This window comes from Streptomyces aurantiacus (assembly GCF_027107535.1).
Lineage (GTDB): Bacteria > Actinomycetota > Actinomycetes > Streptomycetales > Streptomycetaceae > Streptomyces.
On the sequence record NZ_CP114283.1, the window covers coordinates 7,961,754 to 7,978,075 of the forward strand.

At 71.9% G+C, this 16,322-nt stretch carries 13 protein-coding genes; 9 read left to right on the plus strand and 4 right to left on the minus strand.

Going from position 1 to position 16,322, the window contains the following annotated elements; genetic code table 11:
• Nucleotides 1-33: 33 nt before the first annotated feature.
• Nucleotides 34-762, plus strand: a complete 729-nt coding sequence (locus O1Q96_RS37060; RefSeq protein WP_269252284.1) for a PepSY domain-containing protein — start codon at nucleotides 34-36, stop codon at nucleotides 760-762.
• A gap of 48 nt (nucleotides 763-810) precedes the next feature.
• On the opposite strand, the gene O1Q96_RS37065 is transcribed toward O1Q96_RS37060, so the two are convergent.
• The 3 genes from O1Q96_RS37065 to O1Q96_RS37075 form a co-directional block, all read right to left on the minus strand.
• On the minus strand, nucleotides 811-2,118 hold the full coding sequence (locus tag O1Q96_RS37065) for an MFS transporter (protein ID WP_269252285.1): 1,308 nt from the start codon (nucleotides 2,116-2,118) through the stop codon (nucleotides 811-813).
• A 298-nt stretch (nucleotides 2,119-2,416) separates the two neighbouring features.
• Entirely contained in the window at nucleotides 2,417-3,373 is a 957-nt protein-coding gene (meaB, locus tag O1Q96_RS37070) for a methylmalonyl Co-A mutase-associated GTPase MeaB (RefSeq protein WP_269252286.1), read from the minus strand.
• Nucleotides 3,374-3,460: 87 nt separating this feature from the next.
• Entirely contained in the window at nucleotides 3,461-4,663 is a 1,203-nt protein-coding gene (locus tag O1Q96_RS37075; RefSeq protein WP_269252287.1) for an acetyl-CoA C-acetyltransferase, read from the minus strand.
• A gap of 147 nt (nucleotides 4,664-4,810) precedes the next feature.
• Here O1Q96_RS37075 and mce point away from each other — a divergent pair, with 147 nt between their 5' ends.
• The 7 genes from mce (at nucleotide 4,811) to O1Q96_RS37110 (ending at nucleotide 14,576) form a co-directional block, all read left to right on the plus strand.
• Entirely contained in the window at nucleotides 4,811-5,251 is a 441-nt protein-coding gene (gene mce, locus O1Q96_RS37080; protein ID WP_217456802.1) for a methylmalonyl-CoA epimerase, read from the plus strand.
• Nucleotides 5,252-5,482: 231 nt separating this feature from the next.
• Complete coding sequence (gene scy, locus O1Q96_RS37085; RefSeq protein WP_269252288.1) at nucleotides 5,483-9,331, plus strand: polarized growth protein Scy; 3,849 nt, start codon at nucleotides 5,483-5,485, stop codon at nucleotides 9,329-9,331.
• A 181-nt stretch (nucleotides 9,332-9,512) separates the two neighbouring features.
• Nucleotides 9,513-10,448: a coiled-coil domain-containing protein gene (locus O1Q96_RS37090; protein WP_269252289.1), complete on the plus strand. Its 936-nt coding sequence runs from the start codon at nucleotides 9,513-9,515 to the stop codon at nucleotides 10,446-10,448.
• 182 nt (nucleotides 10,449-10,630) lie between these two features.
• Nucleotides 10,631-11,617 (plus strand): ABC transporter ATP-binding protein, encoded by a 987-nt coding sequence (locus O1Q96_RS37095; RefSeq protein ID WP_269252290.1) that lies wholly within the window; start codon nucleotides 10,631-10,633, stop codon nucleotides 11,615-11,617.
• 4 nt (nucleotides 11,618-11,621) lie between these two features.
• Nucleotides 11,622-12,392, plus strand: coding sequence for an ABC transporter permease (locus tag O1Q96_RS37100; protein ID WP_269252291.1), 771 nt, complete (start codon nucleotides 11,622-11,624; stop codon nucleotides 12,390-12,392).
• Nucleotides 12,393-12,501: 109 nt separating this feature from the next.
• The gene (locus O1Q96_RS37105) at nucleotides 12,502-13,734 is read left to right on the plus strand and encodes an ABC transporter ATP-binding protein (RefSeq protein WP_269252292.1); all 1,233 of its coding nucleotides are present in this window, start codon (nucleotides 12,502-12,504) and stop codon (nucleotides 13,732-13,734) included.
• On the plus strand, nucleotides 13,731-14,576 hold the full coding sequence (locus O1Q96_RS37110) for an ABC transporter permease (RefSeq protein ID WP_269252293.1): 846 nt from the start codon (nucleotides 13,731-13,733) through the stop codon (nucleotides 14,574-14,576). The genes O1Q96_RS37105 and O1Q96_RS37110 overlap by 4 nt, the downstream gene beginning before the upstream one ends.
• Before the next feature lie 21 nt (nucleotides 14,577-14,597).
• On the opposite strand, the gene O1Q96_RS37115 is transcribed toward O1Q96_RS37110, so the two are convergent.
• Nucleotides 14,598-14,939 carry an ATP/GTP-binding protein gene (locus O1Q96_RS37115; protein WP_269252294.1) on the minus strand — a complete coding sequence of 114 codons (342 nt, stop codon included), beginning with the start codon at nucleotides 14,937-14,939 and terminating at the stop codon, nucleotides 14,598-14,600.
• Nucleotides 14,940-15,155: 216 nt separating this feature from the next.
• Between O1Q96_RS37115 and O1Q96_RS37120 the strand changes: the two genes are divergently transcribed.
• Nucleotides 15,156-16,184, plus strand: a complete 1,029-nt coding sequence (locus O1Q96_RS37120; protein WP_269252295.1) for an LLM class flavin-dependent oxidoreductase — start codon at nucleotides 15,156-15,158, stop codon at nucleotides 16,182-16,184.
• Nucleotides 16,185-16,322: the final 138 nt, after the last annotated feature.

A 16,322-nucleotide genomic window follows, 5' to 3' on the forward strand; every position in this document is an offset into this window, starting at 1 on the left:
TGGTTGCAACCAGTCGCATTCTGGAGGAATCCCATGAAGCGCAACATCGTCATCGCCACCATCGCGGCAGCGGCCCTGATCGGCGGCGGCACCGCGACCGCCATCGCGGTCTCGGGTGACGAGGAGGCGCCGGCGAAGAAGTCCAGCGTGCAGGCGTCGAACGACGACACCGGCCGCGACGACGACGCCCAGACGGACGACGCGGACGACAACGACGCGGACGACAGGGCCGAGGACAAGGCCGACGCGGCGCAGGACAAGGCCGCGAAGGACAACGGCGAGGACGCCGAGGACCGGGCCGAGAACGCCGGCGACGCCAAGGCCGCGCAGGTCACGGCCGCCGACGCGATCAAGGCGGCGCTGAAGGACACGAAGGGTACGGCGGTCTCGGCCGACCTGGACGACGAGGGCACCAAGCACGTGTGGGACGTCGACATCCTCACCAACGGTGGTGCCTGGCACAGCGTCCAGATCGACCCCGCCACCGGCAAGGTCATCGGCTCCCACACCGACCGGGACGACGACGGTGACGACGCCGCCGAGACCGCGCAGATCCGTGCCGCTCTGAAGGGCAGCTCCGTGACGGCCGCCGAGGCCGCGGAGGCCGGCGCCGCCAAGGGCACGGTCACCTCCGTCGACCTCGACGAGGAGAGCAGGGACAAGGCCTGGGAGGTCGACACCACCTCCGCGAACGGCACCGGCAGTGACTGGAGGGTCGCCCCCGACTCCGGCAAGATCACGGCGGACCGCTCGAACGACTGACGTTTCCTCCCCTCCCCCTCAGGCAAGGGCACCCGGTTCCGGGTGCCCTTACCGGCGTTCGGGAGCCTGTTCCACGGGACCCGCCTCCTGCTCTCGCCCCTGCTCTCCCTTCTGCCCCTGCCCCTGCTCCTGCTCCTGCTCCTGCTCCTGCTCCTGCGGCAGCGCGCGGGGCCGCACAGCTCCGATGCCGACGGCGGCTGCCGCGAGCAGCGCCGCCCCGCCGGCCAGGGCGAACCCCGCCTCCGGGGGCACCCGGTCCACCAGCAGTCCGCCGGCTGCCGCACCCGCCGAAACGCCCGCGTTCACCGCGGTGTTGACCCAGGCGCCGGCCCGGACGCGGGCGCCCGGCGCGGCGGACTCGTCGGCCACGAGGTACGCGGTGGTCAGTGCCGGGGCGACGAAGAATCCGGCACACACGACGGCGCCGGTGAGCGCCACGAGGCCCGGGGCGAGCCCGGCGACGGCCAGGGCGAGGCCGAGACCCGCCGTCAGCACCGGCAGCCGCCGCCGGGCTCCGGCGCGCCACTCGACGGCGCCGTACAGCAGCCCGCCCACGGCGCTCCCCGCCGACAGCGCGGCGAAGATCCACGCCACGGTGCCGTCGCCATGGCCCCGCTGCTCGGCGAAGGCCAGCACCAGCAGGTCGACGGCGCCGAGCGAGAGCCCCACCCCCGCGGCGACGACGACCGGCTGTACGAGCCCGCGCCCGGGACGCGTCCGCCGGCCGGTGCGTACGGCGCGGACGGTGACGCCCCTCACCGCGGGGGACGCGACGAACGCGAGGGTGCCGAGCCCCACCAGCAGCGCGCTCACGACGACCGCGACGGCCGGGGACGCGAACCCCACGACCAGCCCCACGAGCAGGGGACCCGAGACGAACAGCAGCTCCTCGGCGACCCCGTCCAGGCTGTACGCGCGCTGCAGCAGCCGCCGGTCCGTGACGAGCTCGCTCCAGACGGCCCGCATGGCGGCACCGAGCGGCGGGGCGCAGGCTCCCGCGGCGACGGCCACCGCCGCGATCACCGGCACCGGCACTCCCGGGTGCCGGCTCACCTCCGCCAGCACGCACAGCAGGCCCGCGTACAGCGAGGCCATCGGCAGCAGGGCGCGGCGGGGGCCGTACCGGTCGACCAGGGCCGCCCGCAGGGGCGACAGGAACACGTTCGCGGCGCCGAAGAGCGCCACGACGGCACCGGCCGCGGCGAACGAGCCGGTGGCGCGGCTCACCGCCAGCAGCACGGCCAGCGAGACCATTCCGTACGACAGGCGGCCGGCGAGGGCCGCGGTGAAGGTGCGGGTGGCGTGGGGCATGCGCAGGACCGCGGCGTACGAAGGCCGCGTGGAAGACGCAGACATGCGAAGAGTTCCTCAGGAAGGGGGCGCCTCGTCGGGCGCCCTGGCTACGGGGACGCCTGTGGGCCGCGGCGGTCGCGCCTGCTGCGCTGCCCGTCGCGGGCCGGGGCGGGCCCTATGCCAAGAGGAGGAACACGCGGATCAAGGTATCAGCGGCCCGTGCGGCCGACCAGGCCGCTGAGCCGGGAAGCAGCCCCTGCCGGCGTCCGCGGCGCGGGGGGTTCGGGGCCGGGGCCCCGAGGAAGTGACGGGTACGGGTGACGGCGGTGGAGGCCTGGCAGAGGGCGGGGAGACGCGGGGCTCAGCCCTCCGTCAGGCCCTCCACCAGGGAGTCCGCCGCCCGGTAGGGGTCCAGCTCGCCGGCGACGATCCGCTCGGCGAGGGCGCTCAGCCGACGGTCCCCGTGCAGATCGCCGATGCGCTCGCGGAGCGCGGTGACCGCGATGGCCTCGACCTCGCCCGAGGCCCTCGCGAGCCGCCGCTCCGCGAGCACGCCCCGCTCCTCCATCCACGCCCGGTGCTTCTCCAGTGCCTCGACGACCTCGTCGATGCCCTCTCCGCGCGCGGCCACCGTCTTCACGATGGGCGGCCGCCAGTCCCCCGGCCCGCGGGACTCGCCGAGCCCCAGCATGTGGTTCAGCTCGCGGGCGGTCGCGTCGGCCCCGTCCCGGTCGGCCTTGTTGACCACGTACACGTCCCCGATCTCCAGGATTCCGGCCTTGGCCGCCTGGATCCCGTCGCCCATCCCGGGCGCGAGCAGCACCACGCAGGTGTCGGCCTGCGAGGCGATCTCGACCTCGGACTGGCCGACCCCCACGGTCTCGACGAGCACCACGTCGCACCCGGCCGCGTCCAGCACCCGGATGGCCTGGGGCGCGGCCCAGGCGAGGCCGCCGAGGTGCCCGCGCGTGGCCATCGAGCGGATGTAGACACCCGGGTCGGACGCGTGGTCGGACATCCGCACGCGGTCGCCGAGCAGCGCCCCGCCGGAGAACGGCGACGACGGGTCGACGGCGAGGACGCCGACCCGCTTTCCCTGCCGCCGGTAGGCGCTCACGAGGGCCGACGTGGACGTCGACTTGCCGACACCGGGTGATCCCGTGAGTCCGACGACGTACGCGTTGCCCGTGAGCGGGGCCAGCGCGGCCATGACCTCACGCAGCTGCGGGGACGCCCCCTCCACCAGGGAGATCAGCCGGGCCACGGCCCGTGGCCTGCCTTCCCTGGCCGCGGCCACCAGCGAGGCGACGTCCTGCATCACAGCTCCGTTCACTTGGTCACTCGGTCACGGGGTCGTCCGGTCACCGGGTCACCGGGGGCGGCACACACGGTCAGGGAACGCGTGTCAGCCCTTGGGTACCCGCACGATCAGCGCGTCACCCTGCCCGCCGCCACCGCACAGCGACGCCGCGCCCACGCCACCGCCGCGCCGCTTCAGCTCCAGGGCGAGGTGCAGGACGAGCCGGGCGCCGGACATGCCGATCGGGTGGCCGAGGGCGATGGCGCCGCCGTTGACGTTCACCTTTTCCGTGGACACCCCGAGATCCTTCATTGACTGGACCGCGACGGCGGCGAAGGCCTCGTTGATCTCGATCAGATCAAGATCCCCGACGCTCAGGCCCTCCTTCTTCAGCGCGTGCTCGATCGCGTTCGACGGCTGCGACTGCAGGGAGTTGTCGGGTCCGGCGACGTTTCCGTGGGCGCCGATCTCCGCGATCCACTCGAGGCCGAGCTCCTGCGCCTTGGCCTTGCTCATGACGACCACGGCGGCCGCCCCGTCGGAGATCTGCGAGGCCGAGCCGGCCGTGATCGTCCCGTCCTTCGCGAAGGCGGGCCGCAGCCTGCCGAGCGACTCGGCGGTCGTCTCCCCGCGGATGCCCTCGTCCTTGCTGAAGACGACGGGCTCGCCCTTGCGCTGCGGGACGTCGACCGGTGTGATCTCCGCCTCGAAGACGCCGTTCCTCTGCGCGGCGGCGGCCCGCTGGTGCGAGAGGGCGGAGAACTCGTCCTGCTCGGGCCGCAGGATGCCGAGGCGCGTGTTGTGCTTCTCGGTCGACTCGCCCATGGCGATGTTCTCGAACGCGTCGGTCAGCCCGTCGTACGCCATCGCGTCGAGCATCTCGATCGCGCCGTACTTGAAGCCCTCGCGGGACTTCGGCAGCAGGTGGGGGGCGTTGGTCATGGACTCCTGCCCGCCGGCGACCACGACGTCGAACTCACCCGCGCGGATGAGCTGGTCGGCGAGCGCGATCGCGTCGAGGCCCGAGAGACACACCTTGTTGATCGTGAGCGCGGGCACGCTCATCGGGATGCCCGCCTTGACCGCGGCCTGGCGCGCCGGGATCTGCCCCGCGCCGGCCTGGAGCACCTGGCCCATGATCACGTACTGCACCTGGTCGCCACCGATTCCCGCACGGTCGAGGGCGGCCTTGATCGCGAATCCACCGAGGTCGGCTCCCGAGAAGGACTTCAGAGAGCCGAGCAGCCGTCCCATCGGGGTGCGGGCACCCGCGACGATGACGGAGGTCGTGCTGTTCGTTCCGGACATGAGGAGCGATCCCCTTCCAGCTTGCACAGCTGAGGAGTGAACGAGGGTTTACTCAGAATGTACTGAGCGGTACGCCACCCGTCATCCGCCGCGAAGTGTGATCGCGCGCACGTTGCGTAACCGTCCCCGGAGCGCTGCACTGACACCATGCTGACGCGAATCGACCACATCGGGATCGCCTGCTCCGACCTCGACGCAACCGTCGAGTTCTACCGGGCCACCTACGGCTTCGAGGTGTTCCACACCGAGGTCAACGAGGAGCAGGGCGTACGCGAGGCCATGCTCAAGATCAACGAGACGTCCGACGGCGGCGCCTCCTACCTCCAGCTCCTGGAGCCCACCCGCGAGGACTCCGCCGTCGGGAAGTGGCTGGCCAAGAACGGCGAGGGCGTGCATCACATCGCTTTCGGCACGGCGGACGTCGACGCCGACGCGGCCGACATCCGGGAAAAGGGCGTACGGGTGCTGTACGACGAGCCGCGCAGGGGTTCGATGGGCTCCAGGATCACCTTTCTGCACCCCAAGGATTGCCATGGCGTCCTGACAGAACTGGTCACTTCGGCACCAGTTGAGTCACCTGAGCACTGACCTCCGTATATCTGGGCCGGTAGGGTTGGGCACGGCCGTCGCCTCTTCGGGGCGGTCCGGGTCCTCATCGTCAGGATCCGAGGGCCGGGGTCCAGGTTTCGGGGGACGAGCGTCGGGGGAGCAGCCCGTGCTCCCTCGTTGATCTGACACCATTCCCCGGGGGCCCCGTCCGGCGGATGGACGGTGCTCGTTTGGAGAGACTTGCGACCAGGGGACGGATGGGACCGCGCAGTGCGGGGCTACGAACGCCAGGAGCGAGAGCCGGCGGCTGACGTCGACCACCTCTCTCGGTTCGAGGCCGAGATGGAACGGCTGAAGACCGAGCGGGAGAAGGCCGTCCAGCACGCCGAGGACCTCGGCTATCAGGTCGAGGTGCTGCGCGCCAAGCTGCACGAGGCGCGGCGCGCTCTGGCGACCCGGCCTGCCTACGACAGCGCCGACATCGGCTACCAGGCCGAGCAGATGCTCCGTAACGCGCAGATCCAGGCAGATCAGCTGCGCCAGGACGCCGAGCGGGAGCTGAGCCAGGCCCGCGCGCAGACGCAGCGCATCCTCCAGGAGCACGCCGAGCAGGCCGCCCGGCTCCAGGCCGAGCTGCACCAGGAGGCGGTCACCCGCCGCCAGCAGCTCGACCAGGAGCTGTCCGAGCGCCGGCAGAGCGTCGAGTCCCACGTCAACGAGAACGTGGCATGGGCCGAGCAGCTGCGGGCCCGCAGCGAGCAGCAGGCCCGTCGGCTGGTCGACGAGTCGCGCACGGAGGCCGAGCAGGCCCTGACCGCGGCCCGCGCGGAGGCCGAGCGGGTCGCCGCCGAGGCCCGCCAGCGGTTGCAGAGCGACGCCGAGCAGGCCCGCGCGGAGGCCGAGGCGCTGCTGCGCCGGGCCCGCACCGACGCGGAGCGGCTCCTGAACGCGGCGTCGACGCAGGCCCAGGAGGCCGCCGACCACGCCGAGCAGCTGCGCACCTCGACCGCGTCCGACTCGGACAACGCCCGCCGCCAGGCCGGCGAGCTGAGCCGCGCCGCCGAGCAGCGCATCCAGGAGGCCGAGGCGGCTCTGCGCGAGGCGCGGGCCGAGGCGGAGAAGGTCCTCACCGAGGCCAAGGAGGCCGCCGCCAAGGCGCTCTCCAGCGCCGAGTCGGCGAACGAGCAGCGCACCCGCACGGCCAAGGAACAGGTCGCCCGGCTGGTCAGCGAGGCCACCAAGGAGGCCGAGGCCACCAAGTCCGAGGCCGAGCAGGCCGTCGCGGACGCCCGTACCAAGGCCGAGAAGATCATCGCGGAGGCCGAGGAGAACGCCCGCAGCCTCACCGCCGAGGAGACCGCCTCCCAGCTGTCCAAGGCGGCCCGTACGGCCGAGGACGTGCTGAACAAGGCGTCCGAGGAAGCCAAGTCGACCACCAAGGCCGCGTCCGAGGAGGCCGAGCGGATCCGCGCCGAGGCCGAGGCCGAGGCGGACCGGCTGCGCGCCGAGGCGCACGACATCGCCGAACAGCTCAAGGGCACGGCGAAGGACGACACCAAGGAGTACCGCGCCAAGACGGTCGAGCTGCAGGAGGAGGCGCGCCGGCTGCGCGGCGACGCCGAGCAGCTGCGCGCGGACGCCAACGCCGAGGGCGAGCGGATCCGCTCCGAGGCCCGGCGCGAGGCCGTCCAGCAGATCGAGGAGGCGGCCAAGACCGCCGAGGAGCTGCTCTCCAAGGCGAAGGCCGACGCGGACGAGCTGCGGTCGAACGCGACGACGGAGAGCCAGCGGGTCCGCACCGAGGCCATCGAGCGGGCGACCACACTGCGCCGCCAGGCCGAGGAGACCCTGGAGCGCACCCGCGCGGAGGCCGAGCGGCACCGGGCGGAGGCCGTCGAGCAGTCCGAGGAGATCCAGGCGGACGCCGAGCGGGCCGCCCGTGAACTGCACGAGGACACCGAGCGGGCCATAGCGGCCCGGCAGGCCGAGGCCGCCGAGGGGCTGGCCCGGCTGCACACGGAGGCGGAGGAGCGTCTCGCCTCCGCCGAGCAGGCGCTGACCGACGCGCGCGCACAGGCCGAGCGGATCCGCCGTGAGGCCGCCGAGGAGATCGACCGGCTGCGCGGCGAGGCCGCCGAGCGGATCCGTACGCTCCAGGCGCAGGCCGAGACGGAGGCCGAGCGCCTTCGCACGGAGGCCGCCGCCGACGCGTCCGCGTCACGTGCCGAGGGCGAGTCGATCGCCGTGCGGCTGCGTTCGGAGGCCGCTGCGGAGGCCGAGCGGCTGAAGTCGGAGGCACAGGACAGCGCCGACCGCGTACGGGCGGAGGCGCAGGCCGCCGCCGAGCGCCTCGCCACGGAGGCCGCGGAGGCCCTGTCCGCGGCCCAGGAGGAGGCGGCCCGGCGTCGCCGCGAGGCCGAGGAGCTTCTCGGCGCCGCGCGCCAGGAGGCCGACCAGGAGCGCGAGCGGGCGCGCGAGCAGAGCGAGGAGCTGCTGGCCTCGGCGCGCAAGCGCGTGGAGGAGGCCCAGACCGAGGCTGTTCGGCTGGTGGAGGAGGCGGACCGCCGGGCGACCGAGATGGTGTCGGCCGCCGAGCAGACCGCGCAGCAGGTGCGGGACTCCGTGGCCGGGCTGCACGAGCAGGCCCAGGAGGAGATCACCGGCCTGCGCAGCGCCGCCGAGCACGTGGCGGAGCGCATGCGCACGGAGGCGCAGCAGGAGGCCGACCGGGTCCGCGCCGACGCGTACGCGGAGCGGGAGCGGGCGAGCGAGGACGGCAACCGGATCCGGCGCGAGGCGCAGGAGGCGTCGGAGGCCGCCAAGTCCCTCGCGGAGCGCACGGTCTCGGAGGCGATCGCCGAGTCCGAGCGGTTGCGTTCGGACGCGTCGGAGTACGTCCAGCGGGCGCGCACGGAGGCTTCGGACGCCATCGCGTCGGCCGAGCAGGACGCCTCGCGTTCCCGGGCCGACGCCCGGGAGGACGCCAACCGCATCCGGTCGGACGCGGCGACACAGGCGGACACCCTCCTCACGGAGACGACGTCCGAGGTGGAGCGGCTCATCGCGGAGACGAACCAGGAGGCGGAGCGCGTCCGCGCCGAGTCCGTGGCGAAGGCCGAGAAGCTGATCTCGGACGCGACGGGCGACGCGGAGCGGCTGCGCGCCGAGGCGGCCGACACGGTCGGTTCCGCGCAGCAGCACGCCGAGCGGGTCCGTTCGGAGGCGCAGCGCGTCAAGGCCGAGGCCGCCGCGGAGGCCGACCGGCTCATGTCGAACGCCCGCGACGAGGCCGACGACACGCTGGACAAGGCGCGCAAGGAAGCCAACAAGCGGCGGTCCGAGGCGGCCGAGCAGGTCGACAAGCTGATCACGGAGACGACCGCGGAGGCGGACAAGCTCCTCTCGGAGTCGCAGCAGAGCGCGCACAAGACGACCGCCGACGCGGAGACGCAGGCCGACTCGATGGTGGGCGCGGCTCGCAACGAGGCGGAGCGGCTGCTCTCCGAGGCGACGGTCGAGGGCAACTCGCTGGTGGAGCGGGCCAGGACGGACGCGGACGAGCTGCTGGTCGGCGCGCGCCGGGACGCCACGGCCATAAGGGAGCGCGCCGAGGAGCTGCGTGACCGGATCACCAGCGAGATCGAGGATCTGCACGACCGGGCCCGCCGGGAGTCCGCCGAGACGATGAAGGCGGCGGGCGACCGCTGCGACGCGCTCATCAAGGCCGCCGAGGACCAGCTGAGGGAAGCCGAGGCGAAGGCCAAGGACCTGGTGTCGGAGGCCAACTCCGAAGCGGGCAAGGTCCGTATCGCCGCCGTGAAGAAGGCGGAGGGGCTCCTCAAGGAGGCCGAGCAGAAGAAGGCCGCGCTCATCTCCGAGGCCGAGGCGATCAGGTCCGAGGCGGTCCGTGAGGCGCGGGCCGCGGTCGAGGAGGGCAGGCGCGAGCTGGAGGTGCTGGTCCGGCGCCGCGAGGACATCAATGCCGAGATCTCCCGTGTCCAGGACGTCCTTGAGGCGTTGGAGTCGTTTGAGGCCCCGTCGAGCACGAAGGACGGGGGCGTCAAGGCGGGCGCTGCGGCCGGTGCGACTCGTTCGGGTGGGAAGCCGTCGGAGGGCTAGCCAAGAGCCAACTTCCGTGCTTGTCAGGGGCGCTCAGCAAAGTCTCTGGCAAGCGGTCCGGCAGTTAGCCACCGAAAAGGGTGTCATTCTCCATATCAATCGGGCTACTGCTCGATGACACACCGTTCTGGCCCCTAGGATTCCATCTATCACCTCACCGGTCTCATTCGACAGGAACCCCATGAGCGACACTTCCCCCTACGGCTTCGAGCTTGTGCGGCGTGGGTACGACCGCGCTCAGGTGGACGAACGCATTTCGAAGCTCGTCTCCGACCGTGACAGCGCTCTGGCCCGTATCACTGCTCTCGAGAAGCGCATCGAGGAACTTCATCTCGAAACGCAGAACGCCCAGGCCCAGGTAAGCGACGCCGAGCCGTCGTACGCCGGCCTCGGCGCGCGCGTCGAGAAGATCCTCCGCCTCGCCGAGGAGGAGGCCAAGGACCTGCGCGAGGAGGCCCGTCGCGCGGCGGAACAGCACCGTGAGCTCGCCGAGTCGGCGGCCCAGCAGGTGCGCAACGACGCAGAATCGTTCTCTGCGGACCGCAAGTCCAAGGCCGAGGACGAGGGCGTCCGGATCGTCGAGAAGGCCAAGTCCGACGCCTCCCAGCTGCGCCAGGAGGCGACGAAGGACGCGCAGTCGAAGCGTGAGGAGGCGGACGCCCTCTTCGAGGAGACCCGTGCGAAGGCCGCGCAGGCCGCCGCCGACTTCGAGACGAACCTCGCCAAGCGCCGTGAGCAGTCCGAGCGTGACCTGGCCTCGCGTCAGGCCAAGGCCGAGAAGCGTCTCGCGGAGATCGAGCACCGTGCGGAGCAGCTGCGCCTGGAGGCCGAGAAGCTGCGTACGGACGCCGAGCGCCGCGCCCGTCAGACGGTGGAGACGGCTCAGCGCCAGGCCGAGGACATCGTGGCCGACGCGAACGCCAAGGCGGACCGGATCCGTTCGGAGTCCGAGCGCGAGCTGGCGGCCCTCACGAACCGCCGCGACTCGATCAACGCCCAGCTGACGAACGTGCGCGAGATGCTGGCGACGCTCACCGGTGCGGCCGTGGCCGCCGCCGGGTCGCCCGCCGAGGACGAGCCGATCACCCGTGGGGTGCCGGCTCAGCAGTCCCGATAGCACCGGAGCGACAGGAACGGTTGTCGGGGGTCCGCGGGCCGGCTGTGGCTGCTCGCGCCCACGCGGCGAAGCCGCAGATCGACACCGCCCCGCGCCCCTCACGGGGGCGCCTTCCTGAACCGAGCGCACAGCCCCCTGCCACTCCGGTGGCAGGGGGCTTTGTCGCGTTCTAGCGTGGGCCCATGATCGAGCTCGAGGGGCTGACCAAGCGGTACGGCGAGAAGATGGCGGTGAACCAGCTGACGTTCGCCGTGCGGCCCGGGGTCGTCACCGGGTTCCTCGGGCCGAACGGCGCCGGGAAGTCCACGACGATGCGGATGATGCTCGGCCTCGACCGGCCGACCGCGGGTGACGTCCGGATCGACGGGCAGCACTACGACCGCCTCAAGGATCCGCTGAAGTACATCGGGGGTCTCCTCGACGCCAAGGCCATGCACGGCGGCCGCAGTGCCTTCAACCACCTCCTGTGCCTCGCGCAGAGCAACGGCATCCCGAGGTCGCGGGTGCACGAGGTCCTCGACACCGTCGGTCTCACGGCGGTGGCGAAGAAGAAGGCGAAGGGCTTCTCCCTCGGTATGGGGCAGCGGCTCGGCATCGCGGGCGCACTGCTCGGCGACCCGCGGATCCTGATGTTCGACGAGCCGGTCAACGGGCTCGACCCCGAGGGCATCCACTGGATCCGCAACCTGATGAAGTCCCTCGCCGCCCAGGGCCGTACGGTCTTCGTCTCCTCGCACCTGATGAGCGAGATGGCGCTGACGGCCGACCACCTCGTCGTGATCGGTCAGGGCCGGCTGCTCGCGGACACCTCCATGGCCGGCTTCATCCGGGAGAACTCCCGGTCGTACGTGCGGATCCGGTCGCCTCAGCGGGAATCGCTGCTCGACGTGCTGCACTCGGCGGGGGTCACGGTCGTCGAGACGGGCAACGGGACGCTGGAGGTGGACGGTTCGAAGTCGGAGCACATCGGTGAGCTCGCCGCACAGCACGGGATCGTGCTGCACGAGCTGAGCCCCCAGCAGGCCTCGCTGGAGGAGGCGTTCATGCAGCTGACGGCGGAGTCGGTGGAGTACCACGCGCACGCCGACACGCCGCTCGCCGCCGCGCCGCCGCCCCCTCCCGGCGAGCAGCGGGGACCGCGGTGGGGCACCGACTGGAAGAAGGGCTGAACCCATGGCCGCGACGCAGGTCGTCCGCTCCGAGTGGACCAAGATCCGGTCCGTGGCGTCCACGGTGTGGACGCTGAGTCTCGCCGCCGTGGTGACCGTCGTGCTCGGCGTGCTGATCTCGCTGCTGTCCAAGAACGAGTTCGACAAGTTGAGCCCGAAGGACCGGCTCTCCTTCGACCCCACGTTCATCAGCTTCGCGGGAATGAGCCTCGGTCAGCTGGCGATGATCGTGTTCGGCGTGCTGGTGGTGTCCAACGAGTACAGCACCGGCATGATCCGCACCTCGCTCTCCGCCGTCCCGCAGCGCGGCACGTTCCTCTTCAGCAAGATCGCGGTGGCGACCGGGCTCGCCTTCCTCGTCGCCCTCGTGACCAGTTTCGTCGCGTTCTTCCTCGGCCAGGCGATGCTCGGCTCCCACCGGGCGTCGATCGGCGACCCGGGCGTGCTGCGCGCGGTCATCGGCGGCGGTCTCTACATGACCCTCATCGCGGTCTTCTCGATGGGCGTCGCCACGATGCTCCGCAGTCCGATGCTCTCCCTCGGCATCCTGATGCCGTTCTTCTTCCTCATCTCCGCCATCCTCGGCAACGTCTCGGCCACCAAGAAGATCGGCCAGTACCTGCCCGACCAGGCGGGCAGCAAGATCATGCAGGTGGTGACCCCGGTCGACGACGAGGTGCCGTACGGGCCCTGGGGCGGCCTCGGGATCATGGTGCTGTGGGTGGTCCTCGCGGTGGCCGGCGGGTATGTGCTGCTCAAGAGGAGAGACGCGTAGGAGTGTCTTTTTACCCGCTCTTGAAGGGAACCGTCAGCGCCCCGATATCCTCCTAACCCTTACGGGGGCGTGTGCCCCGACGTCCTGAAGCTTTCGATGGGTGCGGAGAATGATCGAGGCAGTCGGCCTGACGAAGCGCTACGGCGACAAGACAGCCGTGCACAACCTTTCCTTCCAGGTGCGGCCGGGGTCCGTCACCGGCTTCCTCGGCCCCAACGGGTCGGGCAAGTCGACGACCATGCGGATGATCCTCGGGCTCGACAACCCGACCTCCGGCCAGGTGACGATCGGCGGCTACCCGTACCGCAGGCTGCCCAACGCCCCCCGCCAGGTCGGCGCGCTCCTCGACGCCAAGGCCGTGCACGGCGGTCGGCACGCCCGCAACCACCTGCTGTGCCTGGCCCAGCTGTCGGGCATCCCCGCACGCCGGGTGGACGAGGTGCTCGGTGTCGTGGGGCTCCAGGACGTGGCGCGCAAGCGCTCCAAGGGCTTCTCCCTCGGCATGGGCCAGCGGCTCGGCATCGCGGCCGCGCTGCTCGGCGACCCGCAGGTGCTGCTCTTCGACGAGCCGGTCAACGGGCTCGACCCCGAGGGCATCCTGTGGGTGCGCAACCTGATGAAGTCGCTGGCCGCGGAGGGCCGGACCGTCTTCGTCTCCTCGCACCTCATGAGCGAGATGGCCGTCACCGCCGACCACCTCATCGTGATCGGCCGCGGTCAGCTGCTCGCCGACATGAGCGTCGGCGCCTTCATCTCGCACAACTCCGCCGACTTCGCGCGCGTGCGGACCCCCGACACCGAGCCCCACCAGCGCGAGAAGCTGACGTCCGCGCTCACGGAGGCGGGCGGTCAGGTGATGCCGGAGCAGGACGGCGGACTGCGTGTCACCGGTCTGCCGCTGCCGCGCATCAGCGACCTCGCGCACGAGGCGGACGTACGCCTGTGGGAGCTCTCGCCGCACCAGGCCTCGCTGGAGGAGGCGTACATGCGGATGACGCAGGGAGCCGTCGACTACCGCTCCAGCATCGACCAGCGCGCCGGCCTGCAGCAGGAGCTGCCGCCGGGGGCCGTGCCGCCGCCGCAGATGCCGGTGCCGGGACAGGGCCAGCCGGGCTGGTACGCCCCGCCGCCGCCCCAGCAGGGCGGGCATCCGTTCGCGATGCCGCAGGGACAGCCCCCGGCGGGCCCGTACGGCGCTCCGGGCGCCCCCGGGGCCGGGGAGCCCAATCCGTACACCCAGCCCGCCCCCGCGCAGTCCGCAGCCGCTCCCGCGGCGCCTGCGGCCGCCCCCGCACAGCCCGCCGCCGCCCCCGACCTGACCAAGCCCGAGGACGCCCGATGAGCACGCCCCAGCCGCAGACGCACCAGCAGGCCGCCCCTGCCCCGAACTGGCAGTCGGCGCCCGGGACTTCGTACACCTCGCCGATCCCGATCACGCGCACCCATCTCGGTCACGCGCTCACCTCGGAGTGGACGAAGATCAAGTCGGTGCGCTCCACGATGTGGACGCTCGGGGTCTTCCTGCTCCTGGTCGTGGGGATCGGCCTGCTCGTCGCCGCCCAGACGACCGACGAGGACTACCGGAACGTCCCGTACACGATCCCCGCCTTCTTCGGACTGATCCTCGGACAGATCTGCCTGATCACCCTGGGTGTGCTGGTGATCTCGTCCGAGTACGGCACGGGCATGATCCGTACGACGTTCACGGCCTCGCCCCAGCGTCACCGGGTGCTCACCGCCAAGCTGCTGGTCTTCTTCGTCGTCGCGTTCGTCGTGTCGGCCCTCGCCATCGGGTTCGTGGGCCTCGCCACCTCGGGCATGCACGGCGGGTCGTCGGACAACGAGTGGGGCGGGACCGTCCTGAAGGGCTCGCTCTACGTGTCGCTGCTCGGCGTGCTCGCGCTCGCCGTGGGCTCGATGCTGCGGCACTCCGCGGGCGCGATCACCGCGATGCTCGGTGTGGTCCTGGTGCCGGCGATCCTGCCCGCGTTCCTGCTGATGTCCGAGAGCATGCGCACGATCGGCGAGAAGATGATGGAGTACAACGCTCCGAACGCGCTCGCCCAGATCTTCGAGATCGACAGCGAGAACGGGGGCGGCGGCTCACAGCTCGCCCTGCTCGCCGGCGTGACCGCGGCGGCCATCGCGGGCGCCTACGTCCTGCTGGAGCGGCGGGACGTGTAGGCGCGGGACATGGACCGGGGGCTAGAACCTCGGCGCGTTACGGGACCGCTGCACCCGCGTGGTGCGGCGGTCCTTCGCGTTCCAGCACGCCTTGTGCCAGTGACGGCGGTCGTCGACACCGGAGTGCTCGGGCCAGGCCACCACGTGCGGGACACCGGAGGGGATCTGCTGGTCGCAGCCGGGGCAGCGGTACGTCTTGCCCTGCGCGCTCGCCCCCGCCACGTGCCGCACGCTCCACGAGTCGCCCCGCCAGCTCTCCGAGGACTGCCAGCCCCCGTAGCGGTCGGAGGGGTCCGATCCGTCTGCGGACGCGCTCCGACCGGAGCCGTCCGCGCCCTTGGGACGGTTGCGACGCGGGGACACGGGACACCTCACGGAGCTATACAGGGAGCACGGGGCGTCCAGCCTACGCGGAGCGCCCAGGGGTACGCGGACGTCACCAATCCCCACAGATCCACCGCACGGCCGGCTCATTCTGCAGACAATCCGCCAATCTCCCCGCCAAGCCGTGTCCTTGGCACGTGTCAGACGGTTATGCGAGGTGGGGGAGCCGCGTCGGCACAAGGAGGCAGGAGTGCGATGCGCGTAGGAAGTTTTGTTCTGGCGGCCCAGTTCCCAGGACAGGGCCAGGGCGAGGCGCTGCACCGCGCGGTGCGGTCCGCGGAGGTCGCCGAGGAGGCCGGCCTCGACACGGTATGGCTTGCCGAGCACCACTTCGTGCCGTACGGGACGTGCCCGTCGGCCGTGACACTCGCGGCGTTACTGCTCGGCCGCACCCGCCGTATCCGCGTGGGCACGGCGGTCAGCGTGCTGCCCACCGTGCACCCGGTGGCGCTGGGCGAGCAGGCCGCGCTGCTGCACGTGACGTCCGGCGGGCGCTTCTCGCTCGGGGTGGGACGCGGGGGCCCCTGGGTCGACCTCGAGGTCTTCGGGATGGGCCTGGAGGCGTACGAGCAGGGGTTCCCGGAATCACTCGATCTGCTGGTGCGGTGGCTGCGCCGGCCGTCCGTCGCGGGCGGGTCCGAGCGCTTCGACTTCCGCGAAGTCCCCGTCGTGCCACGGCCGTCGGAGGCCCTGTCGGGCGGCGAGGGCCCCGAGGTCGTCGTGGCCTGCACCTCCCCGGCGAGCGTCCGGCTGGCCGCCGAGCGCAAACTGCCGATGCTGCTCGGCATGCACGTAGGGGACGAGGAGAAGGCCGAGATGGTCGCGCTGTGGCGTTCGTGCGCGCTCGCCGCGGGGCACACCCCCGACGACATCGCGGACGCCGCCCACGTCTCGGCCGGGGTCGCACAGATCGCGGACCGGCGGACGGACGCGGTGGAGACGCTCCTGAAGACCATGCCGGGCTGGCTGAAGCAGGGGCTCGACGCGCATGTGACGGTGGACGACCGAAAGCGTTCGATGCGCGATCCCCTGGCGTACACCGAACTGCTCTGCGGCCTCCACCCGGTGGGCACCCCCCGCCTGTGCGCCGACCGCCTCGCGGCGACCTCCGAGCGCACGGGGATCACCCGCTTCGCCCTCCTCGTGGAAGGCACCGGTGATCTCGCGGCCACGGAGGAGAACGTCCGGCGCCTGGGGGGCGAGGTACTGCCACGGCTGAGGTGAACCGGCCCGCACTCCCCCCGAAGGGAGCGGCGCGCCGGCTCAGCCTGCCCGGGACCGGGCCGAACAGGCCCGGTCCGCGGGAAGCTTGCCGCCCCGGTACAGAACACCTCCCGCGTACGGAGCGGCAAGCCGTGCGAC

Bases quoted from the DNA above. Each gene is read 5' to 3' on its own strand.
- O1Q96_RS37060 (WP_269252284.1), top strand. From the start codon at position 34: ATGAAGCGCAACATCGTCATCGCCACCATCGCGGCAGCGGCCCTGATC.
- O1Q96_RS37065 (WP_269252285.1), bottom strand. From the start codon at position 2,118: ATGTCTGCGTCTTCCACGCGGCCTTCGTACGCCGCGGTCCTGCGCATG.
- meaB (WP_269252286.1), bottom strand. From the start codon at position 3,373: ATGCAGGACGTCGCCTCGCTGGTGGCCGCGGCCAGGGAAGGCAGGCCA.
- O1Q96_RS37075 (WP_269252287.1), bottom strand. From the start codon at position 4,663: ATGTCCGGAACGAACAGCACGACCTCCGTCATCGTCGCGGGTGCCCGC.
- mce (WP_217456802.1), top strand. From the start codon at position 4,811: ATGCTGACGCGAATCGACCACATCGGGATCGCCTGCTCCGACCTCGAC.
- O1Q96_RS37090 (WP_269252289.1), top strand. From the start codon at position 9,513: ATGAGCGACACTTCCCCCTACGGCTTCGAGCTTGTGCGGCGTGGGTAC.
- O1Q96_RS37095 (WP_269252290.1), top strand. From the start codon at position 10,631: ATGATCGAGCTCGAGGGGCTGACCAAGCGGTACGGCGAGAAGATGGCG.
- O1Q96_RS37100 (WP_269252291.1), top strand. From the start codon at position 11,622: ATGGCCGCGACGCAGGTCGTCCGCTCCGAGTGGACCAAGATCCGGTCC.
- O1Q96_RS37105 (WP_269252292.1), top strand. From the start codon at position 12,502: ATGATCGAGGCAGTCGGCCTGACGAAGCGCTACGGCGACAAGACAGCC.
- O1Q96_RS37110 (WP_269252293.1), top strand. From the start codon at position 13,731: ATGAGCACGCCCCAGCCGCAGACGCACCAGCAGGCCGCCCCTGCCCCG.
- O1Q96_RS37120 (WP_269252295.1), top strand. From the start codon at position 15,156: ATGCGCGTAGGAAGTTTTGTTCTGGCGGCCCAGTTCCCAGGACAGGGC.